The 19,281-nt window shown below is 37.6% G+C and carries 11 protein-coding genes; 2 read left to right on the forward strand and 9 right to left on the reverse strand.

The window, feature by feature from the left end; translation table 11 throughout:
* Window positions 1–104: 104 nt before the first annotated feature.
* Complete coding sequence (locus BUC21_RS10125; RefSeq protein WP_073401859.1) at window positions 105–4,259, forward strand: hybrid sensor histidine kinase/response regulator transcription factor; 4,155 nt, start codon at window positions 105–107, stop codon at window positions 4,257–4,259.
* A 12-nt stretch (window positions 4,260–4,271) separates the two neighbouring features.
* On the opposite strand, the gene BUC21_RS10130 is transcribed toward BUC21_RS10125, so the two are convergent.
* The 6 genes from BUC21_RS10130 to BUC21_RS10155 all read right to left on the reverse strand — a co-directional run bounded on the left by BUC21_RS10130 (window position 4,272) and on the right by BUC21_RS10155 (window position 9,859).
* The gene (locus BUC21_RS10130; RefSeq protein ID WP_073401861.1) at window positions 4,272–5,444 is read right to left on the reverse strand and encodes a metallophosphoesterase; all 1,173 of its coding nucleotides are present in this window, start codon (window positions 5,442–5,444) and stop codon (window positions 4,272–4,274) included.
* Window positions 5,445–5,525: 81 nt separating this feature from the next.
* The gene (locus BUC21_RS10135) at window positions 5,526–6,128 is read right to left on the reverse strand and encodes a hypothetical protein (RefSeq protein ID WP_073401863.1); all 603 of its coding nucleotides are present in this window, start codon (window positions 6,126–6,128) and stop codon (window positions 5,526–5,528) included.
* Window positions 6,129–6,138: 10 nt separating this feature from the next.
* Window positions 6,139–6,642, reverse strand: a complete 504-nt coding sequence (locus tag BUC21_RS10140) for an RNA polymerase sigma factor (protein WP_073401865.1) — start codon at window positions 6,640–6,642, stop codon at window positions 6,139–6,141.
* Between the two features lie 251 nt (window positions 6,643–6,893).
* A complete protein-coding gene (locus tag BUC21_RS10145; protein WP_073401867.1) occupies window positions 6,894–7,778 on the reverse strand; it encodes a vitamin B12 dependent-methionine synthase activation domain-containing protein in 885 nt (294 codons plus the stop codon).
* Window positions 7,779–7,781: 3 nt separating this feature from the next.
* Entirely contained in the window at window positions 7,782–9,119 is a 1,338-nt protein-coding gene (locus tag BUC21_RS10150) for a dihydroorotase (protein ID WP_073401869.1), read from the reverse strand.
* Complete coding sequence (locus BUC21_RS10155) at window positions 9,116–9,859, reverse strand: polyprenol monophosphomannose synthase (protein ID WP_073401871.1); 744 nt, start codon at window positions 9,857–9,859, stop codon at window positions 9,116–9,118. Before BUC21_RS10155 ends, BUC21_RS10150 begins: the two co-directional genes overlap by 4 nt.
* Before the next feature lie 221 nt (window positions 9,860–10,080).
* Here BUC21_RS10155 and mfd point away from each other — a divergent pair, with 221 nt between their 5' ends.
* Window positions 10,081–13,443 (forward strand): transcription-repair coupling factor, encoded by a 3,363-nt coding sequence (mfd, locus tag BUC21_RS10160; RefSeq protein WP_073402116.1) that lies wholly within the window; start codon window positions 10,081–10,083, stop codon window positions 13,441–13,443.
* A gap of 460 nt (window positions 13,444–13,903) precedes the next feature.
* On the opposite strand, the gene BUC21_RS10165 is transcribed toward mfd, so the two are convergent.
* The 3 genes from BUC21_RS10165 to BUC21_RS10175 all read right to left on the reverse strand — a co-directional run bounded on the left by BUC21_RS10165 (window position 13,904) and on the right by BUC21_RS10175 (window position 19,195).
* Complete coding sequence (locus BUC21_RS10165) at window positions 13,904–15,730, reverse strand: YgiQ family radical SAM protein (protein ID WP_073401873.1); 1,827 nt, start codon at window positions 15,728–15,730, stop codon at window positions 13,904–13,906.
* Between the two features lie 90 nt (window positions 15,731–15,820).
* Complete coding sequence (locus BUC21_RS10170; protein ID WP_073401875.1) at window positions 15,821–16,150, reverse strand: hypothetical protein; 330 nt, start codon at window positions 16,148–16,150, stop codon at window positions 15,821–15,823.
* Between the two features lie 60 nt (window positions 16,151–16,210).
* Window positions 16,211–19,195 carry a golvesin C-terminal-like domain-containing protein gene (locus tag BUC21_RS10175; protein ID WP_073401877.1) on the reverse strand — a complete coding sequence of 995 codons (2,985 nt, stop codon included), beginning with the start codon at window positions 19,193–19,195 and terminating at the stop codon, window positions 16,211–16,213.
* Window positions 19,196–19,281 lie beyond the last annotated feature (86 nt).

The raw sequence follows: 19,281 nt of genomic DNA on the forward strand, positions 1-19,281 counted from the left end.
TAAAATGTGGGTAAAGATTCTGCATTTCGAGAATTTATTTTTTGATAAACCGAGTTTTTTTACGAGTTTTGTGAACTGTTAATCACTGATAACCCAGTTCTTTTATGAAAAAGCACTTATATCTATACTTTTTTCTTCTTATTCTATTTCCTTCTTTTGCTTTTGCCCAAGGCAAATTTATGTTTAAACATCTGGAAGTAAGTAATGGGCTTTCTCACAGTCAGGTTAATTATATCTATAAAGATAGCAGAGGATTTATGTGGTTTGGTACTGTTTCCGGACTAAATCGTTATGATGGATATTCCTATAAACTATTTCAGCACAACCAGCAGGATACTACTTCTATAATAGATAACTATATATCCAATATTCAGGAAGATGCTGATGCAAATCTATGGATTAATACAGGCTCCGGTTATGTAATTTATGACTCAAGAAAAGAACGATTCAAAAGAAATGTTGCTAATGAATTAAGGAAGTTGGGTATTCAGCGGAACGTGGAATCAATCTTTATTGATAAGCAGAAAAATTTGTTGTGTTATGTAAGAGGATTGGGAGTTTATCAATATCAGAGTGCATCTAAGAAACTGCTTTTATTTGCACAAGATGGTCGGGCTGGCAACTTGAGTAGAGGTATTATTACTGATATTCGTGAAGGTAAAGCTTACTATGTAATAATGTTCCAATCGGGACTGATGGAATGCATAAACAAAAGAACGGGAAAGATTCTTAGAAAAGAAAACTATATTCCTGCAAACTTTGGTATAAATACTAATAAATTTTTTGTTTATGTTGATTCTGATAACGATTGTTGGGTGTATACTGAAGGTAGTTATGGTTTGTGGCTTTATCATGCAAATACCAGAAGCTGGGAATATATCAGTAATATGCCAACCAAATCGGTATATACGCTTTCCAGTAATGTGGTTAAAGATATAGCACAGGATGCTAACGGAAATGTATGGATTGGAACTGACCATGGTGGAATTGATGTTATAAACAAGAAAAAGGGACAGGTAATTAATCTAGTGAATGATCCTACTGACGAACGAAGTATTTCTCACAATACTATAAATTGTATTTATAGAGATAATACCAATATTATTTGGGTAGGGACTTATAAAAAGGGGATATCTTATTATAGTGAGAGTATCTTTAAGTTTGAAGTAGATCACATGTCTTATTATGCTAATCAGAAAAACTTTAATAATGATGCTACTATTTTGGCCGAAGATACTAAAGGAAACTTATGGATTGGTACTAATGGGGCAGGGGTAATATGCTATAATAAGTCCACTGGAATGCGGCAACTCTATCAACATATACCCGGACAAGAGTCATCTTTAGCGGGAAATATAATTGTTAGCCTTTGTGCATCGCGAGATGGAAAGGTTTGGATTGGGACCTATCTGGGGGGAATGGACTGTTTTGATGGCAGTCGTTTTATTCATTACAAACATAATCCGAATAATCCTAATTCTTTGGCTAATAATAATATCTGGTCTATTGTAGAGGATAATGAAGGATATATATGGATTGGCACGCTGGGAAATGGTCTTCAGCGACTGAATCCTAAAACCGGACAGTTTCTTACTTTTAATAATAGGAAGGCACAACTACTTACTTCCGAATATATATCTTCTCTTTGCCTTGGACGTGATGATATGCTTTATATAGGAACTGCTATTGGTGTAACCACCTACAATATAAGAACTGGTGTTTTTGAACGATTTACAACCAATAAACGAGGCGATCAGCCTCTCTCTACTAATAATGTGAATCAGTTGTATGTAGATAGTCGCGGACTTTTATGGGTGGATACTCGTGAAGGGTTAAATATCTTTGATCGTAAAAATGATAAGATAACTGCTCTATTTAAGACAAACGGACTTCCTGACAATGTGATTACGGGAGTTATTGAAGATACTAATAAAAATATGTGGGTTACAACTTCCAATGGGGTTTCAAATATTATAGTTGCTACAAACCCTAAGACTGGTGATTATTCGTATACCTTCTATAATTATGATGAACGTGATGGTCTGCAAAGTAGTGAGTTTAATATGCGTTCTATACTCCGATCTTCCCGTGGAGAAATCCTGATGGGAGGAATTCGGGGGTATAACATTTTTAATCCCGAGATTATAAAATATAACAGAACTTTACCCAAGGTAGTTTTTACCGACCTGCAACTGTTTAACAATAGCGTGAAAGTTGATTCTGTTTATGACGGAAATTTAATTCTTAAAGAAGGCCTAAACTGGACAAAAGAAATTAAACTGAAATATCGCCAGAATGTTTTTTCTGTTGAGTTTTCATCTATGAATTATGTTTTGCCCGAGAAGACAAAATATGCCTATAAACTTGAAGGTTTTAACCAGGACTGGTTGATAGCTGACGAGAATGTTCATAAAATAACCTATACCAATCTTGCCCCCGGAACTTATACTTTAATGGTGAAGGCTGCAAATAGCGACGGATTCTGGAATGAGAGTGCAGCTTCACTTAAAATAGTAATAGAACCTCCTTTCTGGCGTTCCGGATTTGCTTATCTGTTTTATATCCTTATTATTATAAGTCTGCTGGTTCGTGCTAGAATTATGATTCTTACACGTGAACGAAATCGTTATAAATTAGAGCAAATAGAACTTGAAGCTAAACGTAATCACGAGATTGACGATATGAAGTTACGCTTTTTCACTAATATAAGTCATGAATTACGTACTCCGCTTACTTTAATTATCTCTCCATTGGAAAATGTAATTAAAGTAATAAACAACGATGAGCAGAAGCAAAAGCTCGAGATGGTGCATCGTAATGCAATCCGCTTACTTCACCTTGTAAATCAACTCATAGATTTCCGTAGATTAGATGTTCAGGGACATCAGGTAAACCTTTCGTATGGTGATATTGTAGCCTATATAAAAAGTGTATCCTCTACTTTTGCCGAACTTTCGGAAAAGAAAAATATCCGGCTAACCTTCTATTCTGCTATAAACGAATTGCGTATGGAATTTGATGAGGATAAGATGGGAAAAATTATGATGAATTTACTATCCAATGCATTTAAGTTCACAAACGAAGGAGGTCGCGTGGAAGTACATCTTGATTTGTTACCAGCTTCGGGAGACGGTCAGCCGGAATTGTTGGAAATTCGTGTGGCAGATACAGGTATTGGCATCAACGATGATGAAAAAGAAAAAATATTTGATCGCTTTTATCAGGTGAAACAAACTGATGAACACAAGTTTGGTGGTAGTGGAATAGGTCTTAATATGGTTAAAGAGTTTGTTCTATTGCATAAAGGAACTGTAGAAGTACACAACAATACCGGAAAAGGAAGCATCTTTGTTATTACCATACCTGTAAATCGAAAAATGGAGGAAGAAAAGAAAGTTACAATAACAGAAGGAAAAGTAGCTGTTCTTACCGAAAAGCAGGAAGACTTGACTGATATGCAGGAAGTGCATGAAGAAGTTCCGGTTCGGTCGACAATACTTGTGGTTGATGATAATGATGACTTCCGTACCTTTATGAAGGATAGTCTCAAAGGAGAGTTTATTGTTCAGGAAGCTGCAAATGGAAAAGAGGCATGGGAGTCAATACTGGATTCTCTACCAGACATGATTATTAGTGATGTGATGATGCCCGAAATGGATGGATGCGAGCTTTGTCGCCTGGTAAAGAGCGATCTGCGTACTTCGCATATTCCATTGATTCTTCTTACTGCACGAACTGCCGAAGAGCATAAGCTTGAAGGATTGGAAACCGGTGCGGATGATTACATTACTAAGCCGTTCAATTTTGATATCCTGATGCTCAGAATCCGTAAACTTATGGAAAGGAGAGAGGCTGCCCGGGAAGCTTTCCGTCAGCAAATAGAAGTTAAGCCCAGCGATATTACAATTACTTCTTTAGATGAAAAGCTAATTCAGAAAGCTATCAAGTATGTAGAAGATAATATAAGCAGTAGTGAGCTTTCGGTTGAGGAATTGAGCAAATCTTTAGGTATGAGCCGAGTGCACTTATACAAAAAGCTGCTTTCAATAACGGGAAAGACTCCTATTGAATTTATTCGTACCATACGCTTGAAGAGGGCTGCTCAGTTACTCCGTGAGAGTCAGTTAAACATTTCAGAAGTTGCTTATCAGGTAGGATTTAATAACCCTAAGTATTTCAGTAAATACTTCAAAGAAGAATTTGGAATGTTGCCTTCAACCTATCAGGATAAAAAAGATAAAGATGAAGCAGAAATGTAAGTAACGAACTTGTTACTTACTTTTTAGAGTAATTACAGATATTTCGGGCCATGCACCAAAACGGAAAGGTATTCCAAGGAATCCTAATCCCACGTTTACATACAGAGATCTGTTGCCTTGTGTATATAAACCTCTCCATTGTGAACTAAAAAGTGAGGCTAAAGAATGATTCCCGAGTGCAAATTGCATACCATGAGTATGTCCGGAAAGCATTAAAGCAACATCGCTTTCCGGTAATACTTTCTTTTTCCAGTGAGAGGGATTGTGGCTGAGTAATAATTTGAATGGAATTTCTTCTGCACCGATAAGCGCTTTCTTTAAATCGCCCTTACCAGTAAAAGGAGGTGCTCCCCAGTTTTCTACGCCAACCAAGGCTATACTGTCACCTTTGTGATGAAGAATACGGTGCTCATTATTAAGTAAAACCCATCCCATCTTAGCTTCTTTTTGTTTAAGAGAAATAAGATTATCAGCTTGTTCTTTAGGATTATTCCAACGATAGTATGGCCCGTAATCGTGATTGCCAAGAATAGAAAATACTCCGTCTTTTGCTTTTAATTTGCTTAGAATATCTTCATAATTATTAAGTTCGCTGGCTTTGTTGTTTATTAAATCTCCGGTAAACACAATTAAATCAGGTTGCTGTGCATTTACCAATTCTACAGCTTCCTGCAGTGCTTTTCCATTTCCTACCCAGCTTCCGATATGAATATCCGACAGTTGCACTATTTTGTATCCATCGAATCCTTTAGGAAGTAACGATGACTGGTATGTTAATGGCTTAATTTCGAATTTTGTTTTGCCCCAAAATGAGCCATAAATAAGTATTGCTACCCAAATTACAGCCGAAGTAATTCCGGCGTATGTAAATGTAGAAAAAGAACGTTTAAAGATAAAGCCCAAAGGAAGATCAAATATTGAGATAAGCATAAATGAAAGCTTGGGCACGGTAAAAAGAAAATATGACATAATAAACCAGCTTACAAGTCGGTTTCGTTCAATTATAAAGTCGTGATTAGCAAAGAGAAACAGATAGATTATACCTGCCAATAATAATAGTGAAGGCAGAAAATAAAGATACTTAATAAGAGCATTGGTTTGAAAATTAGATATATAAACCTTATAGATAAATATATCTGGTAGGATAAGCACCAATAACAGGAATAAAAAGACTTTCTGCATCATATTCTTTGTGGGCTTTTAAAAGTCTTTCCTGCTTGTAAGCAGGAAAGACTTTTTTTGAGAGTTGTTAGTAAAGTAATGTAATTAATCTTGTTCTAGTTCTCTCAACTCAGCAAGATTCCGTTTAATATCTTTCAATTTATCGTAAAATAATTTTTTTATAACCCAAATAGCTGCAATGCAACCAATAATCCATACTCCGAGAAATACTAATATGGTAACTAGATTCAGCGCAAGCAGATTAAGGCAGAATGCCTGCATTAAAAAAGCTGATAAGAAAAAGAGAGCTGCCACAAAACATTCAATGATAAAATTCCGGTGATAGGCAGTAACCTTTTTTACAATGGTTACTAGTGGCATTTTTTCTATATCAATACTTTTTAGATACATATATCCTAAGCTATCCCATATCATACCAAAGCAAAGCATTCCCCATATAAAAATCCATAAACAGTATTCTTTATTGTTATGATCTGCTGTCAGTAAATAATAACTTAAACCAATAATTGCAAGAAAGCCTACTATCAGAGTCGCTTTTGAGTACATTAGCATTTTCTTCATCGAGCTATGCGTTTGCTTTGTTCGTTCGTTGATTAGTTTGCTTAATGTTTGCTCATCTAATATTTCTTTCTTTTTTAGTCGGTTATCCAGTATATCCCACGACTTTTTCAATTCATCAAGTTCCATTGTTCAATATTTAGTTGTGAGGCATTTTTCTTAATTTATCTTTTATTCTGCTCAGCTTGGTTGCAACATTAGTAACCGTTAATCCGGTAATTTCTGCAATTTCTGCATAGTCTTTATTCTCCAGATAGAGAAGAATAATAGATTTGTCGAGTTGTCCCAAACAATTTATGAGCCTATATAATTCCACCAGCATTTCCCGGAAACTGTCTTCCTCCTCTGTTAACCATTCCGCTTCTTGTGTCAGTGAAACTATCTCTGGTATATTTTTTTCTTTGCGAATGAATGTGATACAAGTATTCAACGTAATGCGATATATCCATGTAGATATTTTGCATTCGCGCCGAAACTTCGGGAAAGCTCGCCAGATGTTCAGTACTGCTTCCTGATATAAATCATTAAGCGTTACCGACTTAGTGGTGTATAAATAGCAGACTTTGTATATGACACGCTCATATTCTTTTATGCATGCCGTAAACTCCTGCTCTAATTCCTTGTTTATTCTTGTCTCGTCCATTTGCTAAATCACTTAATTAGTCGTGAGTAACAGGGAAAAATCACAAAATTTCAGGGAACCTAATACTTTTTTTAACTAATTGTTTTTTCAAAGCAGTAGGGTATATATAAATAAGGTCTAGACCTTTTATTCTTTTAGTCTACACTTTCTGCCATAAAGGTGTAGGTCTTTAAATGAACTATTCAATTAATTTTATATTATTATTGGTTATATATTACTTTAAAAAACAGAGTTTCAACTTATAAGGTCGATTATAAGTTTGCTGCCAGAAACTTTCTCATAACAGATACTTCCATGTTTCTTCTGCGGGCATAATCTTTCAACTGATCTTCTCCTATTTTTCCGATAGAAAAATAACTTGATGCCGGATGCGAGATCATTATTCCGCTTACAGAAGCATGCGGATACATTGCTCCGTTTTCTGTGAGTTTAATTCCTATCTTACTCATATCAATCAAATCATTCAGTAGAAAGTTGATAGATTGATCGGGGATAGATGGATATCCCACAGCCGGACGAATGCCTTGATACTTCACTTTCAGCATATCTTTTATGGTCAGATTCTCATCTTTGGCATATCCCCAGGCTACTTTTCGTACGTACTCGTGCATTTTTTCTACAGCAGCTTCTGCAAGGCGGTCGGTCAATGTCTGAACCAATATATGTTTATATGGATCGTCTTCGTATGTTTTCTCCATTTCTGGATCAACACTCGAAGCAAATACGCCCACTGTGTCTTTTATTCCCGATGAAAACGGACGAACATAATCACTTAAACATAAATAAGGCTCATTGTCTTTTTTACGTACCTGCTGACGAAGCAACGGAATCACAACGTCTCCTACGATAAGATTATCTCCGTCTGAATTAGAATCAAACAGCTCAAACATTACTTTAACTTCATAATCTTTATCCAGTTCGTTAAGCATTCTGTTTGCTTCCTTGAAAAGTTGCATTGCTTCGGCCGCTTTTGTACGATCTTCCTCCGGAAAGCTGGCAAGCCATTGTGCACGGCAAGCATCGCATCCGTGAATATCCGATATTTGACCAAACTGTGCTCCCAATCTCCAAGCGTGGAAAAAGTAAAGCCAGTCAATATACTCTACAAGCTCATGAATTTTATATGAAGTTACCATAGTTTATCTGAATCTAAGTTCCTGTCCGCGATATGAATCATCTATTTGTCCGTCAGAGTATACAGTATGTCCATTAACGAAAGTACGTTCTACTTTGTGATTGAACTTTAAACCTTCCAATGGGCTCCAGCCACATTTGCTGAGAATCTTATCATTAGTAAGTTTCCATTCTGCATTAGGGTTTACAATTACCAGGTCGGCCTGGTAGCCTTCGCGTATATATCCACGATTATGTATCTGGAAAAGCTCTGCCGGAGCATGACACATTTTTTGCACAATCTGTTCCTTTGTGAAAACCTGAGGCTCGGCAAGTTCGAACATAGAGACCAATGAGAATTGAATCATAGGCATACCCGAAGTTGCACGTAAAGCACCACCTTCTTTATCACTCAGCAAATGCGGTGCATGGTCTGTTGCAACCACATCAATACGGTTTTCTGTGATGGCATTCAATAATATGGCTCTGTCAATCATCGTTTTAATTGCAGGATTGCATTTAATACGTGTACCTAAATCTTTGTAGCATGTATCGTCGAAAATAAGATGGGAAACGCAGGCTTCTGCTGTAATTTTCTTCTCCTTGAGCGGTACATTTTTAAATAGATCAAGTTCTTTGGCTGTAGAAATATGAAGAACATGTAGTCTGGCACCTGCCTTTTCAGCCAATTCAACTGCCAATGCTGAAGATGCATAACATGCTTCTTCACTTCTTATCATCGGATGATAAATAATATCAGGATCATCACCGTATTTTTCTTTGGCAAGGCGAGTGTTCTGTGCAATAATTACAGGATCTTCGCAGTGAGCAGCAATCAGCAAATCGGTTCCACCAAAAACTTTCATCAGACTTTCCTTGCGGTCAACCAGCATGTTTCCTGTACTCGAGCCCATAAACAGTTTAACTCCGCACACACGGTGAGGATCTAACTGAGAAAGCAAATCGGAATTTGTATTTGTAGCGCCGAAGTAAAAAGAGTAGTTAATTAAACTCTTTTCGGCTCCCAGCTGAAACTTAGCATTTAATGCATCAAGGTCCGTAGTTTGAGGCATCGTATTCGGCATATCCATAAAAGAAGTAACGCCTCCTGCAGCAGCAGCCCGGCTTTCGCTTGTAATATCTGCCTTTTGAGTCTGTCCCGGTTCGCGGAAATGCACATGGTCATCGATAACTCCAGGGATAAGATATTTACCTTTTGCATCAATTATTTCGGTATACGCGTCTTCGGTTGTTACAGCTCCTTCTATAACTTTGGCTATTTTGTCATCTTCAATTATAACGGAGCCTGTAAAACTGCGCCCTTCGTTTATAATCGTGGCGTCTTTGATAAGTGTACGTTTCATTTCTTTTGAGGGTATTTACGGAAGAAACTATCAAATTTTAATTGAAGAACTCCCATTACTGCTTCTCCGAATATTCCACTGTTCATTTTTGAGGAACCCAATTCACGGTTAATGAAAATAACAGGAACTTCCAATATGTTGAAGCCAGACTTGTAAGCCATGAATTTCATCTCGATCTGGAATGCATATCCCTTGAACTTTATTTTATCCAGTTCTATAGTTTCCAGTACTTCACGGCGGTAGCATTTAAATCCGGCAGTGGTATCTGCAACCGGAATACCTGTGATAAAACGAACATATTTTGATGCAAAGTATGACATAAGAACACGTCCCATTGGCCAGTTCACCACGTTTACACCACTTACATAGCGTGAACCGATGGCTACATCTCCTCCCAAAACTGTACATGCATGATAAAGACGAGGTAAATCGTTAGGACTGTGAGAAAAATCGGCATCCATTTCAAAAATAAAATCATATTTATTTTCTATAGCCCATTTAAAACCTGTGATGTATGCTGTACCAAGTCCTAGTTTCCCTTTACGCTCAATCATAAACAAACGTTCTGGGAACTCAAGTTGTAGTCGTTTCACGATAGAAGCTGTGCCGTCCGGTGAACCATCTTCAATGATTAGTATGTGAAATATTTTATCTAATCCGAAAACTGCACGGATTATATTTTCAATGTTTTCCTTTTCATTATAGGTTGGAATAATAACGATACTGTCGGAGGCTTGCATATTTTTGTTGTATATTTAGTAAGACAAAAGTAGTTAATTTATTGTACCTGCAAAAGAGAACCATATTTTTTTAGTAATTTTGCAGGGAAGATTAAAATCTTTTCACCACAGTTGGCTTTTATTCCTTGTTTTTTGTTTGTTATTATATCTATATAACAGTTTCGATAAGGATGAAATTGCAAGTTTATTCATATTCTGAGGTGAAAAAACAGATTGTTTTTATGAATATATCAGAATTGCAAAGCTTATATGCCAAGCATCCCGGGATTGGGGCTACGGCAAAGCTGCTTGAAGAATCCTCGGTAACGAAGATTTTTCTGGGGGGGCTTTGTGCCTCTTCTGCAGCTCTTATTTTTTCCACTCTTCTTAAAAGTAGCAAAAAGTCGTTTGTTTTTATTTTAGGTGACCTCGAGGAAGCGGGATATTTTTATCATGATCTTACTCAGATAAACGGGTCAGATAAAATTTTATTCTTTCCTTCGTCTTATCGTAGAGCAATAAAGTACGGACAAAAGGATGCTGCCAATGAGATTCTACGTACAGAAGTACTAAGCCGTTTGCAAAAAACGGAAGAACCTTTGTGTGTTGTTACTTATCCGGATGCGTTGGCCGAAAAAGTTGTTTCGCGTAATGAACTCACCGATAAGACATTGAAACTGCAGGTTGGCGAACAAGTTGATACTGGATTCATTACGGAAGTTCTGTATAATTACGGTTTTGAACGTGTGGATTATGTTTACGAGCCCGGGCAATATGCTGTGCGTGGAAGTATTATTGATGTGTTTTCTTTTTCATCAGAATATCCATATCGTATAGACTTCTTTGGAGATGAAGTGGAAAGTATCAGAAGTTTTGAAGTTGATACTCAGCTATCCAAAGAAAAGAAGACTAGTATTTCGATTGTGCCCGAACTTACAAAAGGGGTAGGTGAGGAAGTTTCTTTCCTGGACTTTATTCCGGAGGAGACAATTCTTGGAACCAAAGATTTTTTGTGGTTACGCGAACGAATTCAGGCTGTACACGATGAGGCTCTTTCTCCACAGGCTATGATTGCACAGGAGCAAGATGGACAAGAATATGTGAATCTGGAGCAAAAGCTGATTGATGGTTCTGAATTTACTGTCCGTGCTTTGGATTTTCACCGTATTGAGTTTGGTAATAAACCAACCGGAACTCCTGAGGCAAAGGTGGATTTTGATTTCTCCGCTCAGCCTATTTTTCATAAGAACTTTGATTTGGTAAGTGGTTCGCTAAAGAGTTATCTTGAGCAAAACTATCAGATTTATATATTGTCGGACAGTGCAAAGCAAACGGATCGTATCAAGGCTATTTTTGATGACCGGAACGATCATATTCCTTTTATAGCAGTTGATAAAACTATTCATGAGGGATTTGTTGATAATACGTTGCGCTGCTGTTTCTTTACCGATCATCAGATTTTCGACCGTTTCCATAAGTATAACTTAAAGAGTGATAATGCCAGAAGTGGTAAAGTGGCTCTTACTTTGAAAGAGTTAAACCAGTTCCAGGTTGGCGATTATGTGGTACATACTGACCACGGTGTAGGTAAATTTGCCGGATTAATAAGGATTCCAAATGGAAACACCTCTCAAGAAGTAATCAAATTGGTTTATCAGAATGAAGATGTGGTCTTTGTCAGTATCCATTCTTTGCATAAGGTTTCTAAATATAAAGGTAAGGAAGGAGAACCTCCTCGCTTAAACAAACTGGGAACCGGTGCATGGGAAAAGCTAAAGGATAGAACTAAAACAAAAATAAAGGATATAGCTCGTGATCTGATTAAACTTTATTCGCAACGGAAAGAAGAAAAAGGCTTCAGTTTTAGCCCCGATTCATTCCTGCAACACGAACTTGAAGCATCATTCATTTATGAAGATACACCCGATCAGCTGAAAACTACACAAGATGTGAAGTCGGATATGGAGCGTGAAATGCCAATGGATCGTTTGGTTTGCGGGGACGTTGGTTTTGGAAAAACTGAAATTGCTGTTCGTGCTGCCTTTAAAGCTGCTACGGATAATAAGCAAGTAGCGGTTTTGGTGCCGACTACTGTTTTGGCTTTACAACATTACAAAACATTCAGTGAACGGTTAAAGGATTTCCCTTGCAAGGTAGACTATCTGAGTCGTGCCCGTAAACCGAATGAAGTGAAAAATATACTTAACGACCTGAAAGAAGGGAAGATTGGTGTACTGATTGGTACGCACAAAATTATCGGTAAGCAGGTGAAGTTTAAGGATCTTGGATTACTCATTGTTGACGAAGAACAAAAGTTTGGAGTGTCTGTAAAGGAGAAACTTCGAGAATTAAAGGTAAATGTGGATACGCTGACTATGACGGCAACACCTATTCCCCGAACTTTGCAGTTCTCTTTGATGGGTGCCCGCGATCTTTCGGTTATCAGTACTCCTCCGCCTAACCGATACCCGATACAGACAGAAGTTCATACTTTCAATGAAGATATCATTGGTGAGGCAATTAATTTCGAAATGAGCCGAAATGGTCAGGTATTCCTCGTGAATAACCGTATTCAGAACATATATGAACTGGAAGGTTTGATTCATCGCTTGGTTCCGGATGCCCGCATCTGTGTGGGACATGGACAGATGGAACCTGAAAAACTGGAAAAGATAATCCTTGATTTTATTAATTACGACTATGATATATTGATTGCAACTTCAATTATTGAAAGTGGTATTGATATCCCTAATGTAAACACCATTATCATTAATAATGCTCAGAACTTCGGATTGAGTGATCTTCACCAGTTGCGTGGTCGTGTGGGACGAGGAAACAAAAAGGCATTCTGTTACTTGCTGGCGCCACCGCTTAGTAGTCTGACTACAGAAGCAAAGCGCCGTCTGCAGGCTATTGAAAACTTTAGTGATCTTGGTAGTGGTATTCATATTGCCATGCAGGATCTTGATATTCGTGGTGCCGGAAATATGCTGGGTGCTGAGCAAAGCGGTTTCATTGCCGATTTAGGATATGAAACCTATCAAAAGATTCTGAATGAGGCTGTGCATGAGTTAAAGACGGATGAGTTTGCAGAACTTTATGCTGAGGAGCTTGCTGTTGGAGAAGAGAAGATTAGTGGTGAAGGCTTTGTGCAGGAATGTACGGTAGAAAGTGATTTGGAATTGCTTTTCCCTGACGAATATATTCCTAGTAGCAGCGAAAGAATGTTGCTATACCGTGAGCTTGACAGTATGGAAACAGATCAGGAAGTGCTGGATTTCCAACATCGCCTGGAAGATCGTTTTGGCAAAATTCCAAAAGAAGGGCTTGAACTGATGCGTATTGTTCGTCTTCGCCGTTTTGCAAAGAAGCTGGGAGTAGAAAAAGTATTCCTGAAAGCCGGAAAAATGACGCTTTTCTTTGTCAACAACCCCGATTCGCCATACTATCAATCGGAGGCTTTCGATAAGGTGATTACTTACTTGCAGAAATATTCCCGTAATTGTCAGTTGCGCGAGCAGCATAATCGCAGAAGTATGATTATAAAGAACATCGATGATGTAGAAACAGCTGCCGGTATTCTTAGCGAGATGTATGTTATGTAAAGCTTAAAAATAGAAAACAGACAGGGGAAATATTCATTATTTCCCCTGTCTGTTTTTAGAAATATACACTGCGAATCACCGATTTTATTGCTGAAATTGTGAGAGATGACACTAAAACTGAGTGATTGGTGATGGTTGAAAATGCTACAGTCACCAGTTAATATATTAAAATTGATAATGTTATAAGAAAAGGTGAGGGAGTTATGGATGAAATTTATTTTTTCGCAGAATGTTATAATAATGCGAAGTAAAAGCACTCTTCCAATACTTATAAACGAAGCTAAAGTGGGTTGCACAGATACTTGCGGAGCTGTAACATACCTTCTTTTATATCTTTAAACGAAACCGTAAAAGTTGAACGGTTATTCACCAATCATTTTTATTCTTTCGCCAATGAATTTCAGTCCTCCGCCAATGAATTTAATTTATTGGCGAATGGCTGTTAAAACACAACCATCCATTATTTTCCGTATAACTTGTCTATTAAATCTTTTCGTCCTAATTTTCTCAGTTCATTAATAATCTGATTTTTATATTCGCGCTGATACCAGAAGAAGAACTGACGTTGAGCTAATTTTTCTTTCGGATTATGGGCTGTGAAAATAGGTTCTAAAGTGTACGGATGATATCCGGTATAATAAGCTTCGGTAGAAACAGTCATCGGAGTAGGAGTAAAGTCCTGCACCTGCTCTAGATGAAAATCCAGGTTCTTGGTAATAACAGCCAGTTCAGCCATATCCTCTTCCTTGCATCCTGGGTGCGATGATATGAAATATGGAATCAGCTGCTGTTTCATGTTTAGTTCCTTGTTCAGTTTATCAAAGGTTCTTTTGAACTGCTGAAACTGTGAAAAAGAAGGCTTTCGCATAAAGTTGAGCACTTTATCAGAAGTATGTTCCGGAGCCACCTTGAGGCGTCCGCTAACATGTTTGGCAATTAGTTCCCGGGTATACTCAACAGTAGAACGGTTTATTTCCGGATCCTTGCTATCGTACTGTAACAAGTCATAACGAACTCCGCTACCAATAAATGATTTTTTTATTCCTTTAATTGCATCTACCGAATGATAAATATCAAGCAGCGGACGATGATTCGTATTTAAGTTAGGACACACTTTGGGATGAATGCAGGAAGGACGTTTGCACTTTCTGCAAATCTTTATATCCTTTCCACCCATGCGATACATATTAGCTGACGGCCCGCCAAGATCACTAAGATATCCCTTGAAATCCGGCTGATCTACAATCTGTTTTACTTCCTTTAAAATAGAGTCTTTGCTACGTGAAACTATAAACTTTCCCTGATGAGCAGAAATGGTACAGAAAGCACATCCGCCAAAACATCCCCGATGGATATTAACGGAAAATTTAATCATATCAAAAGCCGGAATTCTTTTCCCTTTATATTTAGGATGAGGAAGGCGGGTATATGGTAAATCAAAAGATCGGTCCAGCTCTGCCTCCGTCATAGGAGGGTAGGGTGGATTAACAACTACCACTTTATCATCAACAGATTGCAGTATGCGTGATGCTTCCATCTTATTGCTTTCTTCTTCAATATGACGAAAGTTTTCCGCTTGTTTCTTTTTATCTTTCAGACACTCTTCGTGAGAATGGAGGAAAATATCGTTTTCTTTTTCTCCTTTGAGGATATCACCTTTTGATGTAATGTATACCGTTTGTGGAATCTCTGTTATTTTATGAAACGGGATATCTTTCTGCATTTGCCGACAAAGCTCAGTAATAGGTTTTTCACCCATTCCATATATCAAAATATCGGCACCAGAGTCTATTAAGATACTTTTATGTAGTTTATCCTGCCAGTAATCATAATGAGTAAGTCGGCGCATGGAAGCTTCAATTCCTCCCAATACTACAGGTACATCAGGATATAATTTTTTTAGAATTTGAGTATAGACAATAGTTGGATAGTCGGGGCGCATATCAGCACGGCCATCCGGAGTATAAGCATCATCCGACCTAAGTCGGCGGTTGGCAGTGTAATGATTCACCATCGAGTCCATGCATCCAGGAGCTATACCAAAGAATAGACGAGGGCGTCCCAGCTTTTTAAAATCCCTGAGATCATCACGCCAGTTTGGTTGAGGAATAATTGCTACTTTAAGTCCTTCTGCTTCAAGAATACGTCCGATAACTGCCGCACCGAATGAAGGATGATCTATATAAGCATCCCCGGAAAAAAGGATTACGTCTACTTCATTCCATCCACGTAGCTCCACTTCTTTCTTTGTGGTAGGCAGCCAATCTGTTAATCTGTACTCTTTCATGGCAGCAAAGATACGGATTTTACCTTAAAATAATTGTATATTCAGGTTAAATGACTGGAATATGAATGTGTAATGAAGTAGACGTAATTATTACTCTTCTACAGTTTCTTCTATAATTTCAGCAGGATATTTAGCATCCCATTCTTTATAAAGATTGATTAATTGTTGAAGTCCGAATGCTTTCATGTTATTGTGATAGATAATATCTATACACAAATCCAGTAAATCTTTGCAGTCATCTTCCTGAGAAGCTATCAATGAACGAATATTCATTTTTAATTTTTCAAGATCTTGTTCTTCTACTACACCAGTGCTGCTTATTAAGTGCTGGAAAAGCATAAATTTACGAATAGTTTGCAGGTTTTCCTCAGAAATTTCCATCGTTCTGGTACCTGACGTGTTTGCTTGTATTGTGTACATGGTATTTTAGTTTTTAGGTTTATACTACTCACAAAGATATAAATTATAATGAGATTCCACCTATCTTCCATTTAAAAACTGAAGTATTCCAGACATGATTTCTGCCCGATGAGTATCTGTATCTATTGTTTCAAAAGGAAATCCCATGATAAACGTCCGATAATCACCTTTATAAGCAGTACCTGCACTTCTGTTTTCATCTACATATTTAAATACCGGAAAAGCAGTTGATACAGGAACAATACAATCGGGTGATGGAACCGAGTAAATTATTTCATTCATTTCTCTTGGTATTGTAAATGTACGTCCCAGTCCAAAGATACTTCCTGATGCTCTCTTTTGCACGCTGCTTTCGAAGCTGTATTTAAGTACGTCTTCTGTAAAACCTCTGTCTTCGTTTGAGCTCATATCGCTACCAACGTAGGAACCGCTCACCATAACATTACCTCCTTTATGGCAGTATCGGGTAATAAGCTCTTTCATTTTAGGAGTGAAAGTCTTATACCTTTTGTTGATTAACTTAATAGTAGTAGAATCTTCTTTTTGTAATCCTAGAATATAATCAACAATCTTATAGTCGTTTAGCTTTATCTGACCACTTTCTACCGCTTCGTTACTGCATGAAACAAACGAAAATCCAGGAGTAGCCTGTATGGCTTTTCCATGTATAAAAGCATAGTCGAATGTGTTTCCCGCAATTTTTAATCCTTCCAGCTCGCTACCGCTGTATCCTAATCCTCCCTGAGTTTCTTTACCCGCATTCTTACGGTCAAACCCAGTTTGATATCCACAGTATGAAATGTTGTATTTGTAAGATACACCCGGATCTTTTCTAAGGTCGAACCCTGCAGAATCGGGATTGTTCACTATAGCCGGACCGCTTATTCTATCGAATCCATTGATAATAAGAACTCTTTCTTTTTCTTTTTTTGCTTTGTAGGCAGAAAGAATTTCGGAAGGAAAACTTTCACCTCCTTTATTTACTGCGGTTACCTTAAAACTATAGATCAATTCAGGCTCAATTTTAGCAGTATATGATGTTCCTTCTACAACTACTCCATTATCGAATCCGAAATTACCTATGCGGGTATAAACAATATAACTATGCGGTTTTGCTGATGACTCGAGAGGATCTTCAACCGGTTTCCATGAAAGATTTACTGTATTCTTCTTTTTCCCGAACTTTATAGCAAAATGACTTACGGGTAGGGGTTGTACTACACATTCTTCATCGTGTTGCGAAGTTACAAACCGAAGAATTGATTTATAAATTGAGCGTCCCACTGCAAATTTAAAGTTCGGATCGTGTCCGAATGTCATATCAGTAAAGTTCTGATGGGATAGAAATTCAAGTATTGCTGAAGGCACAGCCGGAAGTCTGGTTTCGCTGTAGTTTTTATCCCACATACCTCTGCGGTTCCACTGAATGTCGAACTGTGAATTTATGTCCGACTTTAGCTGAGTAATCATTATATCAGTCAGATCTCTTGATGCATAACGAGAAATACCCGAATGCAATTTGCTATCATTAAAATCTGTTGTGTATACTCCGAGAGAGCCAATGGTTGTGCCATTAGAAGTATATCCTGCATCACTGTGTAATGCCATTGTCATTTCAAAAGGAATTCCAACTCCTTTTTCTTTTGGATTATATACTGAACCACCTGATAAGTAATTAATCATCCGTGAGCGGGTGTTTATATCATCAGCATAATCATTAATTCGTTTTTCGTCTCCGTAAACAGAATAAGGCATTCCTGACCACTGTGCATAATATCGGGCTCCTTCGAGGTAGCGAGGTACGCCGCTTAATGTTCCTCCACGAGAAATATTGCCCATACCGCCTCCAAAGCGGACAGCATCTGCGCAAACAACCCCTTTTTCTTTACTTTCATTACTCAAAATAACCATCCCATAGTCGTTCGATCCTTTATCGAAGGAGAAGGTTCCAAGATAAACCCATGTTCCTCCGCCTATCTTCTGGTTTACAGTAAATTCAGTTGCTCCACCTTTATGGATTACAGTATATTTTGCGTCCGAAACACTTTCCGGTAAAGTCTGGTATGTTACATAAACTGCATATTCTCCCTCTTCAGGAATATTAGGAACCCATTCAGCAAAAGCTTTGTTCTTTTTGTTTTCAGTTTTTATATAACGAATAGTTCCATCTTTAAATGGATTCTCTCCATCCTGATATCTGCTTTTTCTTTGTGCAAATCCAGCAATATCACTTGTGTTCCAGTATCTCTTTCTATTCTTTACTTCAATGTATAATGATTCTGATTGTTTATTATCATTGTCAACTATAACCTCATTTTTCTGTATATCCCTTTCACGAGGTGTAAAAACATTAGCCCCTGCATTTTCCAGCATGGGTATTAGATATGGAATTACTATTGACTGAGTAAACAAATCTTCGGATGTGCAAAATAATCGAGGACGTTGCCATAGCCATTTACCATCTCCGGTACCATTTTTACTGCCGTTTCCTTTCCCAGCTCCATTTCCATCCCCGTTAATAGTCTCATTCCCGTTTCCGTTTTTGAAATATTTACCGTGACTTTGCCAAAGCGCAATGTGTCTGCTTTGTAGTCCTCGTGAAATATCAATAGGGTGCGAGATGTTATTTACCCAGGGAGTCCCTTTATAATCAATATCTCCCGATAAGCGCGATTTGTCTTTCTTTCTTTTTCTGTATATGTTAGGAATCAGTTCTTCGATAGGTTTACCATCACTGTAAACTGTAGTTTTAAAATAGCATACAGGGCCAGGAAGGATCTGTGAAATATGGCGATAAATACCTTCAACTATTTCGGGTAGAAACGGTTGATAAGCAAAACTTTCCGAAGCATATATATCCAATTTCTTGGCATCATAGTCAATCTTAAAGCTGCTTAAATTAGTTTTTCCAATTTGTGCAGTAGAACAAGTGTAATTCTCAAAAAAGTTTTTTAAACGTTCTTCTACGTTTTTGTCTATATCTTGTGCTGTGCCTTTTACCGCGAAAACGATTAAAAGGAGAAATAAAATGTACTTTTTCTTCATCTTTCGTGATTTTATACACAAAAGTACATTTTTAAATAAAGAGAATCCACGGATTGTTACAGAATTTATTGCTAATCTGTGTTAAT

The organism is Bacteroides luti (assembly GCF_900128905.1).
GTDB classification, from domain to species: Bacteria; Bacteroidota; Bacteroidia; order Bacteroidales; family Bacteroidaceae; genus Bacteroides; species Bacteroides luti.

Bases quoted from the DNA above. Each gene is read 5' to 3' on its own strand.
- BUC21_RS10125 (WP_073401859.1), top strand. From the start codon at position 105: ATGAAAAAGCACTTATATCTATACTTTTTTCTTCTTATTCTATTTCCT.
- BUC21_RS10130 (WP_073401861.1), bottom strand. From the start codon at position 5,444: ATGATGCAGAAAGTCTTTTTATTCCTGTTATTGGTGCTTATCCTACCA.
- BUC21_RS10135 (WP_073401863.1), bottom strand. From the start codon at position 6,128: ATGGAACTTGATGAATTGAAAAAGTCGTGGGATATACTGGATAACCGA.
- BUC21_RS10140 (WP_073401865.1), bottom strand. From the start codon at position 6,642: ATGGACGAGACAAGAATAAACAAGGAATTAGAGCAGGAGTTTACGGCA.
- BUC21_RS10145 (WP_073401867.1), bottom strand. From the start codon at position 7,778: ATGGTAACTTCATATAAAATTCATGAGCTTGTAGAGTATATTGACTGG.
- BUC21_RS10150 (WP_073401869.1), bottom strand. From the start codon at position 9,119: ATGAAACGTACACTTATCAAAGACGCCACGATTATAAACGAAGGGCGC.
- BUC21_RS10155 (WP_073401871.1), bottom strand. From the start codon at position 9,859: ATGCAAGCCTCCGACAGTATCGTTATTATTCCAACCTATAATGAAAAG.
- mfd (WP_073402116.1), top strand. From the start codon at position 10,081: ATGAATATATCAGAATTGCAAAGCTTATATGCCAAGCATCCCGGGATT.
- BUC21_RS10165 (WP_073401873.1), bottom strand. From the start codon at position 15,730: ATGAAAGAGTACAGATTAACAGATTGGCTGCCTACCACAAAGAAAGAA.
- BUC21_RS10170 (WP_073401875.1), bottom strand. From the start codon at position 16,150: ATGTACACAATACAAGCAAACACGTCAGGTACCAGAACGATGGAAATT.
- BUC21_RS10175 (WP_073401877.1), bottom strand. From the start codon at position 19,195: ATGAAGAAAAAGTACATTTTATTTCTCCTTTTAATCGTTTTCGCGGTA.